The organism is Peristeroidobacter agariperforans, from assembly GCF_004138335.1.
GTDB lineage: Bacteria > Pseudomonadota > Gammaproteobacteria > Steroidobacterales > Steroidobacteraceae > Steroidobacter > Steroidobacter agariperforans.
The window spans coordinates 1,820,961-1,838,872 of sequence record NZ_RYFW01000002.1; the positions used below are offsets into that span (position 1 = coordinate 1,820,961).

Below are 17,912 nucleotides of genomic sequence, written 5' to 3' on the forward strand. Positions count from 1 at the left end.
CACGGCGAGCACATTCGTATGGAAACCCTCGCGACGACGGCTGAGCCACCATTGGTCTTGCAAGCACGGGAGCTGAGCAAGATCTACCGCTCGGGCGAAGTCGAAGTCCAGGCGCTGCGCGGAGTGAATCTGGATCTGGTCTCAGGCGAGCTCATCGTATTGCTGGGCGCCTCCGGCAGCGGCAAATCGACGCTGCTCAACATCCTCGGTGGCCTGGACACGCCGACGAGCGGTGATGTGAGCTTTCTCGGCCAGCCTCTCACGGCGTTCGACGATGCCGCGCTCACGCGGTATCGCCGGGAACACGTCGGCTTCGTGTTTCAGTTTTATAACTTGATTCCGAGCCTCACGGCGCTCGAGAACGTGGCGCTGGTCACCGAGATTGCGCGCCGGCCGATGCAACCGGAAGACGCTTTGCAGCTAGTCGGGCTCGGCGCGCGTCTGCATCACTTTCCCGCTCAGCTCTCCGGCGGTGAGCAGCAGCGTGTGGCGATCGCACGAGCCATTGCGAAGCGACCCAACCTGTTGTTGTGCGATGAGCCCACAGGTGCGCTCGACAGTCCCACCGCGATACTGGTTCTGCAGGCTATCGAGCGCATTCACGCGGAGCTCGGCACGACAACCGCGCTCATTACTCACAATTCCGTCATCGCTGACATGGCCAGCCGCGTTCTGTACATGCGCGACGGTCAAATCCACCATGAGATTCGCAACTCGACTCGCCGTGCGGCGAGGGAGCTGTCGTGGTGAGCGGCGCGCTCAACAAGAAGTTATGGCGCGACCTGTGGCGCATGCGTGGCCAAGTGCTCGCCATCGGCCTCATCATGGCTTCGGGCATTGGCGTGCTCGTCATGGGCCTGTCCACCGTCGAAGCGCTCGAGGAGACCGCCCGCGCGTACTACGAACGTTACCGCTTCGCGCATGTGTTCGCGCAAGTAAAACGGGCGCCGAAGCGGGTACTCGCGGAGATCGCAGCCTTGCCTGGCGTGCAGACCGTCGAAGCTCGCGTCGTCGAAGGCGCGATCCTCGATATCCAAGGGTTCGAGGAGCCGGTCGTCGGTCGACTGGTCTCACTACCGGATAACGCCGTCCCTCGATTGAACTTGCTCACCTTGCGATCTGGTCGTATGCCGGCGGCGCATTCGGATGATGAAGTGTTGTTGTCCGAGCCGTTCGCACGCGCTCACTCGCTCTACGCGGGCGAGACGATCAAGGCGGTGCTCAACGGCACCTGGCGCGAGCTGAGAGTCGTCGGCACGGCGCTCTCTCCGGAGTATGTATATGCAATCGGTCCCGGTGCGCTGATGCCGGATGATCGGCGCTTCGGCGTGCTGTGGCTGCCGGAGCTTGCCTTGCAAGCGGCCTTCGATCTGGAAGGTGCGTTCAACGATGTGAGCGTGCATTTGCTGCGAGGCGCCCGGGCGCAGGATGTCATCGCTGGCATGGATCGCATCCTCAACCGCTACGGCGGCATCGGAGCTTATGAGCGCGCCGATCAGCTCTCCAATTGGTTTCTGATGAACGAGATCAAACAGCTGCAGACCTTGTCTCGTATTCTGCCGACTGTGTTCCTGCTGGTCGCCGCGTTTCTGACGAATATGGTGCTGGCGCGGTTGATCGCCCTCGAGCGCAGCGAGATCGGGCTGCTGAAAGCATTCGGATACACACGCGCGCAGATCGCCTGGCACTACGCGAAGTTCGTTCTCGCAATGGGCGCGTTCGGCATCCTCCTGGGCTGGCTCGCGGGCTACTGGCTCGGCTGGTACGAAACCAGGCTCTACGGTGAGTTCTATCACTTTCCGTTCCTCCTGTACCGGCCGGCGCCGACCGCCTTCGTTATCGCGGCATTGATCGGCTTCGGTGCGGCATTGCTCGGCGCTCTGCGTACCGTGTACGCCGCGGCCTCACTGCCGCCGGCCGAGGCGATGCGGCCGCCGGCGCCACCGATGTTCCGTCGCATAGGCATCGCGCGTTACGCCTTTGCGCAACGGCTGGAACAGCTGACCCGCATCATCATTCGGCAGGTCTGGCGTTGGCCCATTCGAACGCTGACCACTTGCGGCGGTATTGCCATGGGCGTCGCCGTGCTCGTCACCTCGTTTCAGTGGCTCGACGCTATCGAGCACATGGTCGATGTGTATTTTCGCCAGGCGCAGTCGCAGGATGTGACGATGATCTTCGCCGAGCCGCGCTCCATCGACGTGGCTCATAACGTTGCACGCCTGCCGGGCGTGCAGGTGGTCGAGCCGATGCGCATCGTTCCGGCGAAGCTTCGATTCGGCTGGCGCGAACAGCGCGAGTCGTTGCAGGGCTTGCCTACGCAGCAACGTCTCTATCGCGTATACGACGCAAACGGAAAATCGCTGACCTTGCCGCGGGAAGGCTTGATGATCTCGTCGATGCTCGCCGAGTTGCTGCACGTGAAACTGGGCGATCGGATCACGGTCGAGATTCTCGAAGGTCGGCGTGAAGTGCTGCAGGTTCCGGTGGCGGGGATCTTCGAGACGTATATCGGCTCGCCGGCCTATATCGACGATCGCGCACTGGCTCGGTTGCTCAGGGAATCCCAGACCGTGTCCGCCATGCACCTGCGCGTCGATTCTCTGCAGTTGCCGAACTTGCTGGCAGAGCTCAAGGCGCTGCCGCGCTTGAATGCGGTGTCGCTGCGCGCAGCGAACATCCAGATGTTTGACGAAACCATGGCGCGGACGCTCATGATCTTCGTCTCTTTCTTCATTGTATTTTCGTGCGCGTTGTCGGTCGGCGTAACTTATAACGCTGCTCGCATCGCGTTGTCCGAACGCGGACGCGAGTTTGCGACGCTGCGCGTCCTGGGATTCACGCGCGGCGAGATCTCTTATCTGCTGTTGGGAGAAATTGCCTTGCTCGCGGCGCTGGCCTTGCCACTCGGCTGTTTCGTCGGCCGGCTGCTCGCGCGGGTGATCGTTGCTGCGTTCAAGACTGAGCTCTATCGAGTGCCTTTCGTGCTGGAAGGGTCCAGTTATGCCTGGGCCATGATCGTTACAATCGCGTCGACGGCCCTGTCCGCAGTGCTGGTGCGCCGACGTCTGGATCGACTCGATCTCATTGCTGTGCTCAAAACTCGTGAGTGACCCATGGGTGGGACGAACATGCGAAGAATTCTCACTTGGGCTCCGCTGGTCGTCTTGCTACTGGCGGCGCTGGCTTGGTTGTTCCGTCCCAAGCCCGTGGCAGTCGACCTGGATGAGGTGGTACAGGCGGCATTACAGGTGACGATCAGCGACGAAGGCGAAGCGCGTGTACGCGACGTGTTCGTCGTTTCTGCGCCCGTCGCGGGGCTCATGCGTCGTTTGGAGTTGAAGGCAGGCGACCGCGTGACGCCGAATCAAACGGTGATCGCCCGGTTGGAGCCCTCGGTCCCGATGTTTCTCGATGAGCGTGCAATTGCCGAGGCGCGCGCAGGTGTGGATGCGGCGAATGCTGCAACCAAATTTGCCCAAGCGCAGTTGGGGCGCGCCGAGGCTGAACGTGACTTCGCTCAATCGGAACTGCGGCGTCTCCAAGCCAGCCGGCAGAGCATCTCGCAAAATGATCTTGATGCGGCTGAGCGCCGTGCGAAGACCGCTATTGCGGCGGTGGCGGAGGCTCAGGCGAGCTTGCGGATGCGACAATCCGAGTACGTCCAGGCACAGGCTCGGCTGTTGAATCCGACCAAGGTGAGCAAGGCGGCGAAAGATTGCGACTGCGTCATCGTGTACTCGCCGGTCTCCGGATCGGTGCTGCGTGTACTGCAGGAAAGCGAAGCCGTCGTGACCGCGGGCACCCCGATTCTGGAGATTGGCGACCCGGCAAACATGGAGGTTCAAGTGGATCTTTTGTCGGAGGAGGCGGTGCGCGTGCGCGCCGGTCAGCGTGTCCTCATCGAGGGCTGGGGCGGGTGGGGCTCTCTTGCGGGCGTCGTGAGGCGTGTCGAGCCGTTTGCGTTCACCAAAGTGTCGGCACTCGGAATCGAAGAGCAGCGTGTGAATGTATTGATCGATCTGACGGAGCCGCGCGAGCGGTGGCGCCGGTTGGGCCACGGGTATCGGGTTCAGCCGAGCATCGTCGTTTGGGAGACCGATCGCGCCATTCAAGTGCCGCAGTCGGCACTGTTTCGCGATGGCGAGCGATGGGCAGTGTTCGCCGTCGAGAACAGCATCGCGCAACTGCGAGGTGTTGTCGTCGGTCAGCACAACGACACGCAAGTACAAGTCGTCAGCGGCCTGTCGCCGGGTGAGCGCATCGTCGTACACCCCAACGATCGTATCGAGGACGGGACACGCATCGTCGCGCGCTCGGGTGAGTAGTCGGCGCTCAGGGACTTATACGAGCGGTTACGGACAACCTCAGATAACGATCGGAAAGGATTGGGCGAATGATCTGCTCGTATGAGTCACACCGACACAATCCTGGTGATCGTCGATCCGACGGCCCGCCATCACGCCGCGCTCGCCAAGGGCGCGCTACTGGCGAAAAAATATCAAACACGCATGGATCTGCTTTCCTGGGGCGCAGCCGGCCAAGGGGCTCGCACTCTGGAGAGGGAGATCTCCGGCAAGTTGCGTAATCTCGCCAGCTTTCTGCGGGCCAATGGCTTGGACGTGAGCACGGAAGCCTTACCAGCGGATCTGCTGAAAACTGCGCTGGTGGCACGCCTGAAGGGTGCGCGGTTCGTGATCAAGGATGCGACACAGGCGGGCAGGTTGCAGTCATCGGTGCTGCCAGCAATCGATTCGGAATTGACGCGAGTCTGCCCGGCGCCGCTACTGCTGAGCAAGCCAAAACTCTGGCCGGAACTCCCGTTGATTTGCGCGGCCATCGATCCCGAGCAGCCTGGTCTTTCCCTGAGCGACGCCGTCATGACAGAGGGCAAGACATTGGCTAACCGGCTCGAGGGTCAGTTGCACGTGCTGCGCACCCATGCCCCGGCCGATCAATGCGTCTCGGGGCTTCGTATGTTTGTGACGCGGCTGGCCGGGAATGTATTCGTCATGGGGGCAACGCCGCGCGCCAAAGGGGCAGAAGAGAGTTCGGACACGACCGTCGACAGCGTGTTGCAGCAGATCCCCTGCGACTTGCTCGTCGTGAAGGCGGCGCAAGCGACGAACAGCTACATTGAGCGCGGTGCTCGTCAGGACACTCGCGAGTCACGCACGCGCTGGGCGTTCAGCAGTTCATCCATCAATGTGAGCAATTCCTCCGCATCGATCGGCTTGCTCGCCAGCCGCAGCTGTCGGTCACCGGAGATTTTGCGCATGGCCGTGGACGTGTCGCCCGTCACCAGGATGGCCGGAATAGTCCGGCCCAGTTGCTCGCGAACGCTGGCGATGACATTCAATCCCGTCTGGTCTTCCTTCAAATGATAGTCGCTGACCAGTAAGTCGATGTCCGGATGCTCCCGACCCAGTTGCAGCGCTTCCTCGCGGCTCGCGGCAGCAACGACTTGATAACCCTCGAGCTCCAGCAGCAAGCGCGTGGCCTGTAGCACGCTGGGCTCATCCTCCGTCACGAGAATCTTGCCTCTTTGAGCTTGTCGCGCCGGCTGTACGTCGAATGTGCACGGATCTGCCACAGGATCCGACTTGCCGGTATCGATGCACGGCAGATCCAGCATGAAGGTCGAGCCTTTGCCGACCTCGGACTGCACCTGAATGCAGAATCCGAGGAGCTTGGCGATTCGCTGCACGATGGCGAGGCCCAGCCCGTAGCCCTCTCGAGTCGTGTTCCTCGCGACACCCACCTGGAAGAACTCATCGAAGATGTAGGCGAGCTGGTCTTGAGGAATACCGACGCCCGTGTCCTGAACTTCGATGCGAACGCCGGCGGCGGTTCGAACCGCCCGCAAGATCACTTTGCCTTCTTTGGTGTACTTGATGGCATTCGAGACCAGGTTGCGCAGTAATTGTTCGAGCAACGACTGATCGGTACGCGTGTGGAAATTGGATTGTTCGACCAGTAGAGCAAGGCCCTTGGAGCGGGCAGCGGTCGAGAACTCGGTGCTCAGCAGCTCGAACAACTGATGTAACGAGAATTCACAGGGCTGCGGCGTCACCGCGCCGGATTCCAGTTTGCTGATATCGAGCAGCGCGCTCAGCAAGCGCTTCATCGAATCGATCGCCCGACCTTGCTGGGTGAGCACTTCGCGTCCGTGGGGAGGCAGATCCAACCGGGAGAGCGTGCCGTGCAACATCGAGAGCGCCTGCAGCGGCTGTCGCAGGTCGTGACTGGCCGTTGCCAGAAATCGACTCTTACTCAGGTTGGCTCGATCGGCCTCTTCACGCGCTTGATCGGCGATCTCGCGAGCCTTGATCAGTTCCTGTTCGGCGCGCTTGCGCTCGCTGGCATCCCGGATGGCGGCGGCCGCCAACCCATCTCGCAGCGGGCTGAGGCTGATTTCCAATGGAAACTCGGTGCCGTCCGAGCGCAGGCCGAGCAAGTCCCGGCCAGCGCCCATCGGCCGGGTTCGTGGATCTTCCGCAAAGTTGCGCCGATGGCTCGCGTGCCGCGGGCGCAAGCGCTCCGGCAACAGCAGATCCACGCTGCGGCCGACAATGTCCTCGCGTGGATAGCCGAACAGGTCGGTGACCCGCTGGTTCGCGTAGAGAATTCCACCTGACGCGTCGACGACCAGCATCGCGTCGGGCGCAAACTCCACCAGATCGGCTAACAATTGTTGATGGATCGTCATCGGCTCGTTCCTCCCGCGGCGACCGCCATGCAAGCGAGCAGGCTTTGGGCCGCGGGTCGATTGAGGCGCCACGCTGTCTTTGCTGTCGTCCATCCAGGGGCAAGTGCTTGCAGGCGGCGTGTGAACGCACGAATGCAGATAATACATCCCTGATCGTAGCTGTCACAGGCCAAGTTTTCGTTTGGTATGTCACTGCGTTAGCGCAGGCGCGCAGTTATGGCTGAAATATCGTCCAGCGAACTGTCACGGCCGCCGCAGGGATTGCCGGATTGTACCGTGTCGTAAGACACCGCTTTAGCAGGGGAATGGGGCGGCGGCGTGCATCGCTACACCTATCGCCGGTCGGCTACGCGACCCCCGCAGCGCTTCAGCGGAGTTCCGCATGGGATCCGAAATCGGCACGCACGACAGCGGCAGAGGAGGAGTTTTTGGCCAGCATGGCGGCTCCTCGAGTCTGGCAAAGGCGACGGCGTTCGTTACCGCCGCCCTGAATCAGCAAATCCAAGCGCCAGGCTAAGCCCGCGCGTTGCCCGACACATCGTCGCTTTGCTCGGCATGATCACGCCGCGCCTCGACGGCCGCCGACGGATCCATATGCCGGAAGGTGATTCTCAACGCTGTTTGCATGGCCGGCTCCTGCTTTTGTGTCTGCAATGTTTCTTCGACGGATGTCTAGCGAGATATAGGAACATCCACGCGCGAGTTGAGTACGACCCCGGATTGGGCTCAGGCACTGGTAACACGTTTTTCAGGGCACGCGCGGCTCGAAATCGGGCAACGCTTCCAGCCGAATGCGAAATACCTGTAAGTTCTCACGGGACGGCCAGGGCTCCCACGCTCCGTCGCCAACGATCCGGATGCGCTGAACACCCAGCTTTTCCAGATCCGACACCGACAGATCCCAACCGTCGTAGTCGTGATCGTTGGCCAACAACTCGTGCTCGAACAGCTGACCGAGCACGGTGAGGCGCGGATCGACGCCGATGCGCTGGAAGAATTGCGCTTCGCGCGCAATCAGCTCGAGACGTGAGGCCTGCAACTGGTCCAATAATCGATCACGGGATCGCTCGGCAAGTACTGCTTCGCGCGCCTCCGGCTCCAGCGCACCAAGCATGTCATCGAGCACATGTTCGAGCTTCGGACGATCGATGGGCTGCATGACACCGCCGTGCCACATGAGCGAGGCATGCGACGCCAGCATCTTGTTCTCGCCAGCAAGGAACACGTAATTGGCGCAGCTGGAATAGCAGTACGTGTCCACACGCACGTCGAGTTCATGATCGAGTATCCAATGGCCGAGCTCGATCGCCGCGCCGGCGCTGCCACCGTGGCTTTCTATGATGACGGTCGTCGGCTTGGGCGCGGCTTCCTGATACAGCTCGTAGACGCCATCATTGGCTTCGGTGGTGATGAGCCCCTGATACTCGATGCAGCAGTCACTCAGCCGGACTTTGGTGACCAGCGTCATGTCGATCGATTCGGGCTCGGCGCTGGAGCCGATCGGCAGCAGCAAGCAACAGGCAAGCGCGCAGGTCCTGAGGTCCATGGGCATGACCTATATCCAACCGATGGCGCGGCGAAATGAGCGTCGCGCCTGCGGTTCTTCAGAGTCGGTTGGCGCGTTCATAGTTCCTCCTAGCGCAGCCGCCGGCCGAGTGACAAACCGAATAAATAAGGATCGAGCTCTAGGGTGCCGCGGGGCTGGCCATCGATCTTCATGGAGCTATCGATGTCCATCCAGCGGGCGTCGATGTTCACGAACCATCTCGAGCCGAGGTACATGTCGAGACCGATGGCTGCCGACAGCCCGGTCGAATCGTCGAGCTGCAGCGACTGACCGGCGAGCGATGCCTTGGTGCCCTCGCTGCCGAGGTGTGCATACGAGACGCCAGCCCCGGCATACGCTCGGAACGTGCCGCTCGAGTCAGTGATGTGATATTGCACTGTCGCGCTCGAGGGAATCATGGTGAAGCGCGCGACGCGCGTTTCCGTGGCATCGTGTACGTCGTGCCCGGCGGGAAACGCCGAGAACAGCTCGATCGCCCAGTGTTTGGTCAGCAGATACGTTGCACCGAGCGACAAGCCGGAGGCGTTGTCGACGTAGAAGTCATCGTGATTGTTCGGCTTGGGATCGACGGGATGCACGCCAATGCGGGCAATCCAGTGGCGAGGCAGGTCGTCATTCGCCTGCGCCGACGGAGCCAGCGCGGCTAAAACAAAACATGCCCAGAGCGGGGTTCGTGTGCTCATGGCGGCTCCTTGTGTCTCGCTCGGATTTGTATAGCGAGCGGCGGGACGCGCGCTTGAGGAAGATCCCTCAGCTACTCCGGGACTATCGCGGCGGACTCGCCTGGCTGCGATGTCCGGCGAGCTCCTGGATAGTGCGGGCCAGAAGCGGAGCGACTGAACAAACGCGCAAGCCAGCGCCGAGCCATCGAACGAACTGCGGGTGCAGCTCGACCGAGTCTGTGACGAGAACATCGTCGGCGACACGAGCCTCGAATAGTTGCGTAGCCGTCGGCAGAAACGCGGCGTGAGCGGCAGCGACGTACACCGCTTTGGCGTCGGCACGACGCGCAGCTTCGCAGGCGCGCAGGATCGTGGATCCGCTTGCGATCATGTCGTCGTAGATGATGACCGCTCGCCCCTTGAGATCCCCGACGACTGTTGCGCCCGACACCACGCCGCTCGCGCGGCGCTTTTCCAGGAACGCCAGATCTACGTCTCGCGACAGGGTGCGAAGCAGACATTCCCTAAGCCGCTGCGCGCGCTTGACGCCACCGATGTCCGGCGACATCACGATGACCGGTTGGTCGGCGGCTTGCTTTGCGATGTCCGCAGCGAATACTTCGGCCGCCTCGAGTCGCACGGTGGGGCAGCGAAAGGCATTGTCGAAGGCGGCCTCGTTGTGGATTTCCAGCGTGACGACGCGGTCGATTCCCGCGGCCTCCATAAGAGTCCCGACATATCGTGTCGTTACCGGATCGCGCGCCTGGGTGCGCCGATCTTTGCGGGCGTATGCAAGATACGGTGTGATCGCGGTGACGCATCTGGCTCCCGCGTCCTTTAACGCGCCGGCAAAGAACAACAAGCGGCACAGCTTGTCGTTGGCCGAGGCGTTGCTGTCGCCGCAGGTACTCTGCACGACGTAGACGTCTTCGTTACAGACATCCACCATCGGTCGCATCTTGTGCTCGCCGCCGTCGAACTCACGTTCTTCGCTCCGAGCAAGCGACGTTTCCATCGCTTCGGCCACGCGAGTGCCCAGCTGCAAGGAGGCTTTCGGGGCGAACACCAGCATGGTCCTACTGTGCGCCTGCGACGTGGGCGACACCACTGGCGGACTCACGCACCGACTCAGGTGTACTACGTAACGTCACAGGCCGTTCACGGCGGTTTATGGTCGTGGGAGCTGACACTCTGCTGCTGCATCCATGACGGTGACACAGGGGAACATCGATGTCACAAGAGCGCTGGGAAACTCATTGGGACGCGGGGCACAACTGGGCGCTGGCCCTGGCCGGCGGGGAGGGCTCGCGACTGCAGGCACTCACCCGGCTGGCGTCGGGCATCGCGGTTCCAAAACAGTTCTGTTCCCTGGGCCATAGCGGCTCGCTGCTGCACGATGCCCGGGCCACATCCCCAAAGGAGTACTGATCGTTGGAGCGCCGGGTACTGGCAAGACGCTGCTCGCGAAGGCGGTCGCTGGCGAGGCGAATGTTCCTTTTCTGCTGATCGGCGGTTCGGAGTTTGTCGAGCTGTTCGTCGGCGTCGGCGTCGGCGCCGCGCGGGTGCGCGATCTGTTTCATCAGGCAAGCGAGCTTGCCCCGTGCATCATTTTCATCGACGAGCTTGATGCGCTCGGCCGGGCGCGCGGTGTGACTGGATTCAGCACGCACGAGGAGAGGCAGCAGACACGCAATCAATTGCTGGTGGAGATGGATGGTTTCGAGACCAATCGCGGCGTGATCATAATGGCCGCGACCAACCGTCCGGAAATCCTCCAAGCGCCGGGTGAAGCTACGGCCTGGCACGGAATGCTTGGGCCTCGACCCGCTCGGCGAGGCGGTGTTGCCTCTCATATTGTTCTCTCGGCCACTATCGCTGAGTGCTGCGGGAATCATCGGCGTGACAATCGCTTTCGTCGTGCTCGATGTCGCCGCGGCACGTATGCGTCAGCGACCGTGGCTTCGTTGATGCGAGTAGTCCGTCCATCGGATCAGCATCGTCGCCACGATCGCGCCGAGCGTGGCAAGCGCCATGTCGTGCTGAGCGTCCCATGGATCGCCCTGAGTGCCGAGATACGCATCCCCCAGCTCGGGCGCCACGCTGAGCGCCGCAATCCATTCGACCAGTTCATAGATGACTGAGTGAGACATGATGAAAAGGATGGGAAGGATCCAGCGCCACGAACCCCGGGCCGGAGCATAGCGGCCCAGAAGCTCGGCCGAAGGCTGCAGCAGCAAGACACCGTAGAGGAAATGAATCAGCCGATCGTAGTGGTTGCGGTCCCAACCGAGCATATGATTGAGCGTGCTGCCGGTCACCGTTTGCCACCACGCGTCGTAGGGCACCAGAGAGTAGGTGTAGTGAGCGCCGACCGAATGCAAAACAAAGAATATGAACAGGCATACGTAGGCGCCATTGGAAAAACGCATGCGATGCCGCGTGGCTACCAATACCGGCACGGTCACCAGCACGAGGATGTTCTCGAGAAGCCAATCCTCGCGGCTCACCGGTTCGATGGCGAGGGTGAGCCAGATCACGATCAGCACCGCGAGTAACACCGACGGCAGTCGCTCACTCGGGCGTGCCACAGAAAAGTGCCTCAAGTACGTCGGGGGAGTAGCCACACGGCCAACGTAGTCCGGTGATATTCGAAGCACCATTCCGGGATTGTGCTCAGTAGCTCCGTAGCACCCCCCACGTGCCTTGTTGCATGAGCCCGGGCGATCCCGAGAGCGATTAAGCGGGTCTCCTTAATGGCAATTTCCGGCGCATTGCTACGCTGTCCCCATCGCACAGGAGGCAGCTGCATGAACAGGACCCAGAACGCCCGGCCGATTCTTGTCGCAGTTCGAACGCTGGATCGCTCGGCGCATTCGATCCTGCGCAAAGCAGCCTCATTGGCAACGCTGTACGACGCACCGGTGAGAATCGTGCACGTACTGGCCATTCCGCAGGGCGCTCTGGCACGTGCCGGCGCGACGGTTCGACAGGCGGCGCAAGCCGACCTCGACCAGCGCACGGTACGATTGGAAAAGCTGGCGCAACGGGCGGAGCTTCGCCAGCTGAGGGTGACGAGCACCGTGCGCTGTGACTATCCGGTCCAGGACGCGTTGGTAAGAGAGGCGATCGCCTGCCATGCGCGCATGCTGCTGGTCGAGTCGCATGGGCCGGGACGGTTGGCGCGCATGTTCCTGAGCAACATCGATTGGGATCTGATCCGCAATTGCCCCTGTCCGCTGTGGCTGAGCAAATCTCATAAGTTCAATTCGCTCGCACCCATCATCGCGGCCGTAGACCCGCTGCACGCGCACGCCAAGCCTGCGATGCTCGATGACACGATCGTCGCGCACGCGATCGAAGCGTCAGGTTCCCGACCGAGCAAAGTCGTGCTGTGTCATGCATACAGCCTGCCCCAAGGCGCGATCACGGGCTCGCCAGTCGAGGCCCATTGGATCGCGATGACCGAGGACGAACAACGCGCATACCAACGAGATCTGGAGCGCGCCATCGAGCGGCTGCAGAGGAAGGCGGATATCCCCTCCGACAACGCGGCAGTCGTGCGAGGAGACCCGGCCTTCCAACTGCCGCGACTCGCAAAGAAACACTCCGCGGCCCTGGTCGTCATGGGCGCGGTCTCACGGCGGGGATTGAAACGAGTGTTCATCGGAAACACGGCCGAACGGGTGATCGACAAGCTCGATTGCGATGTGCTCGTGTTGAAGCCGCGCGGCTTCAAGAGCCTGGTCGAGCGCCAGACGTATCGGCGGCCCATCCCACGGCCTCGCCGTTATGCCTTGGCTTCCCGGCACGGGCAATCCGGCGGCAACGTCACTTACGTCACGCATTAGAGGTTCACGACATGTTCCATTCACCCACTTCCGCAGATCGGCACCTGGCGCGCCCGAGGGAGCTGAAAGAGGAGTTTGTGCTGGCGGATCGGGATCGCGACGGCCGCATCGACTTCCAGGAGTTCACGCGGCTCATGCAAGGAATGGAGGCCGGCATGTCGGCAGCCGAGCTGCGGCTCGGATTCCACGAGATCGATACGGATGCCGATGGGTTGATCGATTTTTGCGAGTTCGCGGACTGGTGGAGCTCGGATTGAACGCGCGGTGTCGTCGTTGCGAGCCAATGCTAAGCGGAAGACCGGAGCCGGCACGTGAATATCGCGTCATGGCATAGCAGGCGCATTGTTATAAGTGAATCAAAGGGGTGGTTCGATCACATGCGCGTCGGCTCCGCCGCATTCACTGGTTTCGGCAAGAGGAACGCTGCCAGCGTCATTGCGAGCGTGGGCCTGCTCGCGCTGGTGTTGTGGATGGCGCACCTGAGTCTTCGGGAAGTGCGCGCTACGTCTGAGCTGTCCGATCACACGCAGGAAGTGCGCCTGGCGCTCGATGCGGTCAGCGAGTCGATGCTCAAGATGGAAACCGGGCAGCGAGGTTTTCTGCTGACCGGCCGAGAGGCATATCTCGAGCCCTACAACACCGGGGCCGCGGCGCTCGACGGCGAGTTGCAACGCTTGGGGCGCTTGATCGCGGACGATCCTCAGCAAACAGAGCGGCTCCGAGGCGCCCGCGAACTGATCGCCGAGCGACGAGTGCAGCTCCGTCATGCACTACGCCTGCGGCAGAACAGCGGCATGGACGCGGCCATCGATTTCCTTCAGGCCGGGCCGGGCATCGCGACCATGAATCGGGTGTTCAGCAGCCTCGCGGCGATGTCGGCCGAGGAAACCCGTCTGCTGACCCGGCGCAAGCAGCAGGAGCAGGCCAGCCTGCAGCGCAATTTCTACCTTATCGTAACGTTGTGCGCGGTGGCGGCCGCCCTGGTGTTGACGATGCTGTTGCGAGTACAGCGAGAGATGGCCGCCCGCGCCGAGTCCGTCCGTCGACTGGATGAGGTCAACGCTTCGCTCGCTGAATCGACGGCTAGCAAGACGAGATTCCTGTCAGCGGCGAGCCACGACCTGCGCCAGCCGTTGCACTCGCTCTCATTATTGAACGCGGCACTTCGAGGGCAGCAGCTGAGCGCGCCGGCGCTGGCAATCGTTGAGGCCCAGCGAGATTCTCTCGAGGCAATGTCGAGCCTGGTCAACCGGCTGTTGAATATCAGCATGATCGAATCGGGAGTCATTCAGCCGTACTTGGAAGATGTGCCATTGACGGGCCTGCTCGCAGCTCTCGAAATGGAGTTCCGTCCGCAAGCACGCGCCAAGCAATTGCAGCTCGACATCGAGCTTTCCAACGAAGCTGCGCGCACCGATCCAACACTGCTACGCGAGATCGTCCAGAACCTCGTAGAGAACGCCATTCGCTATACCAACCGCGGTAGGGTGTCGGTGCGCGCACGGCGTGAGGCGGACGCCGTCATTCTGGAGGTGGCCGACACTGGCCGTGGCATTCCTGAGGATCAGCTGGAGCGGATCTTCGAGGAATTCCATCAGATCCGCCACGGAGCTGAGCAGGCTCGTGACGGCTTCGGGCTCGGACTATCCATCGTCAGTCGGCTGACGAAGCTGCTGGATCTGCCCATCGGCGTGAGTTCGCGGCTGGGTGAGGGTACGACCTTTACGCTGAAGCTCGTTGCAGCCGTTTCAAGGTTGCAGCCTGTTAAGAGTAAGAGTTTCCCGGCGCCCGTCACGCCGAGCATCGCACGGTCAGGCCGGATACTGCTGGTGGACGACGAAGCTTCGGTGCGTGACGCGACGGCCCTGTTTCTCCAGATGGACGGGCACGAAGTGAAATCGGCCGGCTCGCCCGAGGAGGCGCTTCGTGTCATCGAGCAATGGGAACAATCGCCCGACGTGATCGTGAGCGATTTTCAGCTGAACGCTGCCCTGAATGGCGCCGAGCTCATCGAGCAGTTGCGCCAGCTCAGGAACTTCGAGATTCCCGCGGTCGTGCTGAGCGGAGACACGATGAAAGTGACACCGCGCTGCGCCTCTATCGCCGCCTGCCGAGTCTTTCACAAACCCGTCGACGCCGAAGAGTTGTCCGCGCACATTCGCAAATTGCTGGACGGTGTGGCGGCCTGAGTTGGCGATTCTCACAGCGACTGGCATGCGCCCCGGCCAGTAGATCCATTACATTATTCTGGGATCGAAAACCCTCAAGGAACTCCGCTGAAGCGGTGGGCTTATGGCTGTGTCGCCAGCGTACAGAGGGGCCGCCGTCATGAACTCATTCGTTCCAGCCAGCTCACAGCGAGTCCAAGGTCATACTCCTATTGCAATCAGGCAGCGCAATCGACGTCAGATGCTCGAACGGCTCAGGGAATATGAGGACGCGCATCCGGCTGAAATATCTGAGCGCATCGCGCAGCTCGAGCGCGAATGGGATATCGAGCGCGTGCTCGAAGCAAACGCGGCGAGCGTGGCGCTGATCGGATTGACCTTGGGAGCCACCGTGAATCGCCGCTGGTTTGTATTGCCTGCAGTTGTCGCAGGTTTCCTGCTGCAGCATGCGGTGCAGGGGTGGTGTCCGCCGTTGCCGCTGTTCCGGCGCCTGGGCGTCCGAACCGCCGGCGAAATTCATCGAGAGATCGTCGCCCTCAAGGCGATGAGAGGAGATTTCGCGAAGGGCGCCCGTACAGCCGAGCTAGCGGCCCGCAATTCGCGGTTGCACTGAGGTGGTGTCTCAGTCCGCGGAGGGCGATCCATCGACAACGTTGGCCAGGCGTCGGCGTACTTCCGCAGCGGTGCTGGCGAGCGCTCGATTCTTGGTCCGCTCCATCGCGACGACTGGATCCACACTGGCGACCTCGACCCGGCCCTCGGACTCCTCGCGAACGATGACGTTGCATGGCAGGAGTACGCCGAGCTTGTTCTCGAGCTTGAGCGCCTCGTGAGCAAACGACGGATTGCACGCGCCGAGAATTCGATACTTGGGAGTCTCGGCGCCGATCTTGTTCTTTAGCGTCGCCTGCACGTCGATCTCGGTGAGAATGCCGAACCCTTCCGCTTTCAGACGTTCGATGACAGTGGCGAGGACCGCATCGAAGCGACCCGATACTGTTTTGGCTATGTAATAGGACATTTGATATCTCCGGTGTGCGCCGTGCCGCCAGACAGTGCGTAACGAAGATGTTGGGACAGTGCGGATTGGTTCAAGGCGATGCCCTTGTTCAGCTGCAGTCATCAACGAGGGAGAATCCGCGAGGGCCGTATACGTCTTTGCCGTGCGCGTCTTCCCGAAAGTGGTTAAGCGGGGTTCACGATATGACTTGCCCGGCTGTGGAGCTACGTTGCGGCAAACGTCAAGGGCAGTTGGATCGTGCAACCACTTCCACATGTTTATTCCGTCGCGGCGACCGGGAGCGCCGAGGGTGGCGTGACTTTGACTGCGGCTGGATTACCAGCGCTAAAGAGTGCGCCGCCCACCGAGTTTGGCGGCCCAGGAGATCAATGGTCGCCGGAATCTCTGCTCGCGGCGGCCATCGCAAGTTGTTTCATCCTGACGTTCCGAGCACTGGCGCGAGCTTCGCGTCTGCCGTGGACGAACCTGGGCTGCAGCGTCGAGGCGACGCTGGAGCGCGTAGAAAGTGTCGCGCACTTCACCCGGGTTGTCACTCGCGCGACGCTCACAGTGCCCGACGGAACGTCCACAGTGCTTTGCGAACGCGTCCTTAACAAGGCGGAGGAAGGTTGCTTGGTCGCTAACTCACTGCGCGCGAAACGTGAGCTGCAGATGGAGATCGTCAAAGCGACGGTCGACTCGCCCGAGAGTGAGCCGGCTTGAGGTCACTACACCGATGGAGGCCCCATGTATCAGCGAATACTGGTTGGAGTCGACGGGAGCGAAACGTCTTTACGGGGACTCGATGAGGCGATCCGTCTGGCGAAAGCGAGCGGCGCGCGCCTGCTCCTGGTGCATGTACTGAACACCTTGATTCTGGAGTCGGAGATTGCTTCGACGGCCTATTACCAGGCGCTTGCCGATTCGATCCGGGCATCGGGAGCAAAGACTCTCGAGCACGCAGCCATGCTGACACACGAAGCGGGCGTCTCATTCGAACAGAAGATGGTCGAGAAGATCGGTGCGCACGCTTCGCAGGAGATCGTCGCGCAGGCGAAGGCCTGGACGGCTGACCTGATCGTCGTCGGAACGCATGGTCGCCGCGGGCTCAAACGACTGGTCATGGGCAGTGACGCCGAGCTCGTGTTGCGGCATTCGCCTGTGCCGGTGTTGATGGTGCGAGATCAACCGACATCCTGATCATCGTTGCGACGATGTCTGCTGTTACGGACATCGAACATTAACCGTTTGTCACGTCGGACCGCGATTGATCGGCTCACCGGACGACGTCCAACCCGGCAAGCAAGCTAACCGGGTGCAGCCAAAATGACGACTGGGGGGCGCCTCGTAGAGCCACGGCCGCGGCGCGATGGCGAAAGCCGTTGCCAGCGGCACGATCTCTCGATGTATCAGGCCGACGATCCTCGTCGCGGCGAGTTGGAGCAATTCGTTCACGACGTATTCGCGTCGAAACACGGCGCGCACGTGTGCTCGTTCATGCCGACTCTGTTGGCCATGCGAAACGATCGCGGCGCCATTTGCAGTGTCGCGGGCTTTCGATGCGCCGCCGATCAGGGATTGTTTCTCGAACGCTACCTGGATGTGGCGATCGAGCTGGCGATCGGGTCGGCCACGGCGGCACCCGTGACCCGCGCGCAGATCGTCGAGGTGGGCAATCTCGCAGGCGTCAATTGCCGCTCGGCCATGCGCCTGGTGCTCGACCTGCCGCGCATTCTGCTGGATCACGGCCATCGATGGATCGTGTTCACAGCGACCGACGCGCTGCGTGGACTCCTTGCGAGCTACCATGCGCCATTACTCGACCTCGCGGTCGCCAGTGCTTCCCGTGCGCAGAGCACGGGCGATGACTGGGGCCGCTATTACGAGAGTGAGCCGCGCGTGATGGCGGGCTACCTGCCGGACGGTTTGCGCCTGTCTCGTCGTGATAGGAAGTGATC

General features: G+C 61.8%; 16 protein-coding genes and 1 pseudogene. 11 read left to right on the plus strand and 6 right to left on the minus strand.

Going from position 1 to position 17,912, the window contains the following annotated elements; genetic code table 11:
* Positions 1-18: 18 nt before the first annotated feature.
* From EK373_RS21670 to EK373_RS21680, 3 genes are read left to right on the plus strand one after another with little or no spacing between them, the layout of a single operon-like run.
* Positions 19-750: an ABC transporter ATP-binding protein gene (locus EK373_RS21670; RefSeq protein ID WP_129645765.1), complete on the plus strand. Its 732-nt coding sequence runs from the start codon at positions 19-21 to the stop codon at positions 748-750.
* Entirely contained in the window at positions 747-3,113 is a 2,367-nt protein-coding gene (locus EK373_RS21675; protein ID WP_198683500.1) for an ABC transporter permease, read from the plus strand. Before EK373_RS21670 ends, EK373_RS21675 begins: the two co-directional genes overlap by 4 nt.
* A gap of 18 nt (positions 3,114-3,131) precedes the next feature.
* Positions 3,132-4,328, plus strand: a complete 1,197-nt coding sequence (locus EK373_RS21680) for an efflux RND transporter periplasmic adaptor subunit (RefSeq protein WP_157994479.1) — start codon at positions 3,132-3,134, stop codon at positions 4,326-4,328.
* A gap of 824 nt (positions 4,329-5,152) precedes the next feature.
* On the opposite strand, the gene EK373_RS21685 is transcribed toward EK373_RS21680, so the two are convergent.
* From EK373_RS21685 to EK373_RS21700, 4 genes are all read right to left on the minus strand, one after another.
* Positions 5,153-6,709, minus strand: coding sequence for a hybrid sensor histidine kinase/response regulator (locus EK373_RS21685; protein ID WP_198683501.1), 1,557 nt, complete (start codon positions 6,707-6,709; stop codon positions 5,153-5,155).
* Between the two features lie 748 nt (positions 6,710-7,457).
* Complete coding sequence (locus EK373_RS21690; RefSeq protein WP_129645768.1) at positions 7,458-8,261, minus strand: hypothetical protein; 804 nt, start codon at positions 8,259-8,261, stop codon at positions 7,458-7,460.
* An 83-nt stretch (positions 8,262-8,344) separates the two neighbouring features.
* Positions 8,345-8,959: an OmpW/AlkL family protein gene (locus EK373_RS21695; protein ID WP_129645769.1), complete on the minus strand. Its 615-nt coding sequence runs from the start codon at positions 8,957-8,959 to the stop codon at positions 8,345-8,347.
* Positions 8,960-9,041: 82 nt separating this feature from the next.
* On the minus strand, positions 9,042-10,010 hold the full coding sequence (locus tag EK373_RS21700; protein WP_129645770.1) for a ribose-phosphate diphosphokinase: 969 nt from the start codon (positions 10,008-10,010) through the stop codon (positions 9,042-9,044).
* Positions 10,011-10,347: 337 nt separating this feature from the next.
* On the opposite strand from EK373_RS21700, the pseudogene EK373_RS33820 reads away from it, so the two are divergent.
* A pseudogene (locus EK373_RS33820) lies at positions 10,348-10,713 on the plus strand (AAA family ATPase); the annotation flags it as partial.
* A 171-nt stretch (positions 10,714-10,884) separates the two neighbouring features.
* Here the strand turns inward: EK373_RS33820 and EK373_RS33825 are convergent.
* The gene (locus EK373_RS33825) at positions 10,885-11,484 is read right to left on the minus strand and encodes a DUF2238 domain-containing protein (RefSeq protein WP_232831177.1); all 600 of its coding nucleotides are present in this window, start codon (positions 11,482-11,484) and stop codon (positions 10,885-10,887) included.
* A 261-nt stretch (positions 11,485-11,745) separates the two neighbouring features.
* Here EK373_RS33825 and EK373_RS21715 point away from each other — a divergent pair, with 261 nt between their 5' ends.
* From EK373_RS21715 to EK373_RS21730, 4 genes are all read left to right on the plus strand, one after another.
* A complete protein-coding gene (locus EK373_RS21715; RefSeq protein ID WP_198683502.1) occupies positions 11,746-12,786 on the plus strand; it encodes a universal stress protein in 1,041 nt (346 codons plus the stop codon).
* A gap of 11 nt (positions 12,787-12,797) precedes the next feature.
* On the plus strand, positions 12,798-13,043 hold the full coding sequence (locus EK373_RS21720) for an EF-hand domain-containing protein (RefSeq protein WP_129645773.1): 246 nt from the start codon (positions 12,798-12,800) through the stop codon (positions 13,041-13,043).
* Between the two features lie 120 nt (positions 13,044-13,163).
* Entirely contained in the window at positions 13,164-14,975 is a 1,812-nt protein-coding gene (locus EK373_RS21725) for a CHASE3 domain-containing protein (RefSeq protein ID WP_129645774.1), read from the plus strand.
* Between the two features lie 139 nt (positions 14,976-15,114).
* On the plus strand, positions 15,115-15,567 hold the full coding sequence (locus EK373_RS21730; protein WP_198683503.1) for a DUF2892 domain-containing protein: 453 nt from the start codon (positions 15,115-15,117) through the stop codon (positions 15,565-15,567).
* Positions 15,568-15,576: 9 nt separating this feature from the next.
* Here the strand turns inward: EK373_RS21730 and EK373_RS21735 are convergent, their stop codons facing one another.
* Positions 15,577-15,975 (minus strand): DUF302 domain-containing protein, encoded by a 399-nt coding sequence (locus EK373_RS21735; protein ID WP_129645775.1) that lies wholly within the window; start codon positions 15,973-15,975, stop codon positions 15,577-15,579.
* A gap of 237 nt (positions 15,976-16,212) precedes the next feature.
* Here EK373_RS21735 and EK373_RS21740 point away from each other — a divergent pair, with 237 nt between their 5' ends.
* The 3 genes from EK373_RS21740 (at position 16,213) to EK373_RS21750 (ending at position 17,910) form a co-directional block, all read left to right on the plus strand.
* Complete coding sequence (locus tag EK373_RS21740) at positions 16,213-16,677, plus strand: OsmC family protein (RefSeq protein ID WP_129645776.1); 465 nt, start codon at positions 16,213-16,215, stop codon at positions 16,675-16,677.
* 24 nt (positions 16,678-16,701) lie between these two features.
* Positions 16,702-17,154, plus strand: a complete 453-nt coding sequence (locus tag EK373_RS21745; protein ID WP_129645777.1) for a universal stress protein — start codon at positions 16,702-16,704, stop codon at positions 17,152-17,154.
* 204 nt (positions 17,155-17,358) lie between these two features.
* A complete protein-coding gene (locus tag EK373_RS21750; RefSeq protein WP_157994480.1) occupies positions 17,359-17,910 on the plus strand; it encodes a thermostable hemolysin in 552 nt (183 codons plus the stop codon).
* The last annotated feature ends 2 nt before the right edge of the window (positions 17,911-17,912 follow it).

Bases quoted from the DNA above. Each gene is read 5' to 3' on its own strand.
- EK373_RS21670 (WP_129645765.1), top strand. From the start codon at position 19: ATGGAAACCCTCGCGACGACGGCTGAGCCACCATTGGTCTTGCAAGCA.
- EK373_RS21680 (WP_157994479.1), top strand. From the start codon at position 3,132: ATGCGAAGAATTCTCACTTGGGCTCCGCTGGTCGTCTTGCTACTGGCG.
- EK373_RS21685 (WP_198683501.1), bottom strand. From the start codon at position 6,709: ATGACGATCCATCAACAATTGTTAGCCGATCTGGTGGAGTTTGCGCCC.
- EK373_RS21690 (WP_129645768.1), bottom strand. From the start codon at position 8,261: ATGCCCATGGACCTCAGGACCTGCGCGCTTGCCTGTTGCTTGCTGCTG.
- EK373_RS21695 (WP_129645769.1), bottom strand. From the start codon at position 8,959: ATGAGCACACGAACCCCGCTCTGGGCATGTTTTGTTTTAGCCGCGCTG.
- EK373_RS21700 (WP_129645770.1), bottom strand. From the start codon at position 10,010: ATGCTGGTGTTCGCCCCGAAAGCCTCCTTGCAGCTGGGCACTCGCGTG.
- EK373_RS21715 (WP_198683502.1), top strand. From the start codon at position 11,746: ATGAACAGGACCCAGAACGCCCGGCCGATTCTTGTCGCAGTTCGAACG.
- EK373_RS21720 (WP_129645773.1), top strand. From the start codon at position 12,798: ATGTTCCATTCACCCACTTCCGCAGATCGGCACCTGGCGCGCCCGAGG.
- EK373_RS21725 (WP_129645774.1), top strand. From the start codon at position 13,164: ATGCGCGTCGGCTCCGCCGCATTCACTGGTTTCGGCAAGAGGAACGCT.
- EK373_RS21730 (WP_198683503.1), top strand. From the start codon at position 15,115: ATGAACTCATTCGTTCCAGCCAGCTCACAGCGAGTCCAAGGTCATACT.
- EK373_RS21735 (WP_129645775.1), bottom strand. From the start codon at position 15,975: ATGTCCTATTACATAGCCAAAACAGTATCGGGTCGCTTCGATGCGGTC.
- EK373_RS21745 (WP_129645777.1), top strand. From the start codon at position 16,702: ATGTATCAGCGAATACTGGTTGGAGTCGACGGGAGCGAAACGTCTTTA.
- EK373_RS21750 (WP_157994480.1), top strand. From the start codon at position 17,359: ATGTATCAGGCCGACGATCCTCGTCGCGGCGAGTTGGAGCAATTCGTT.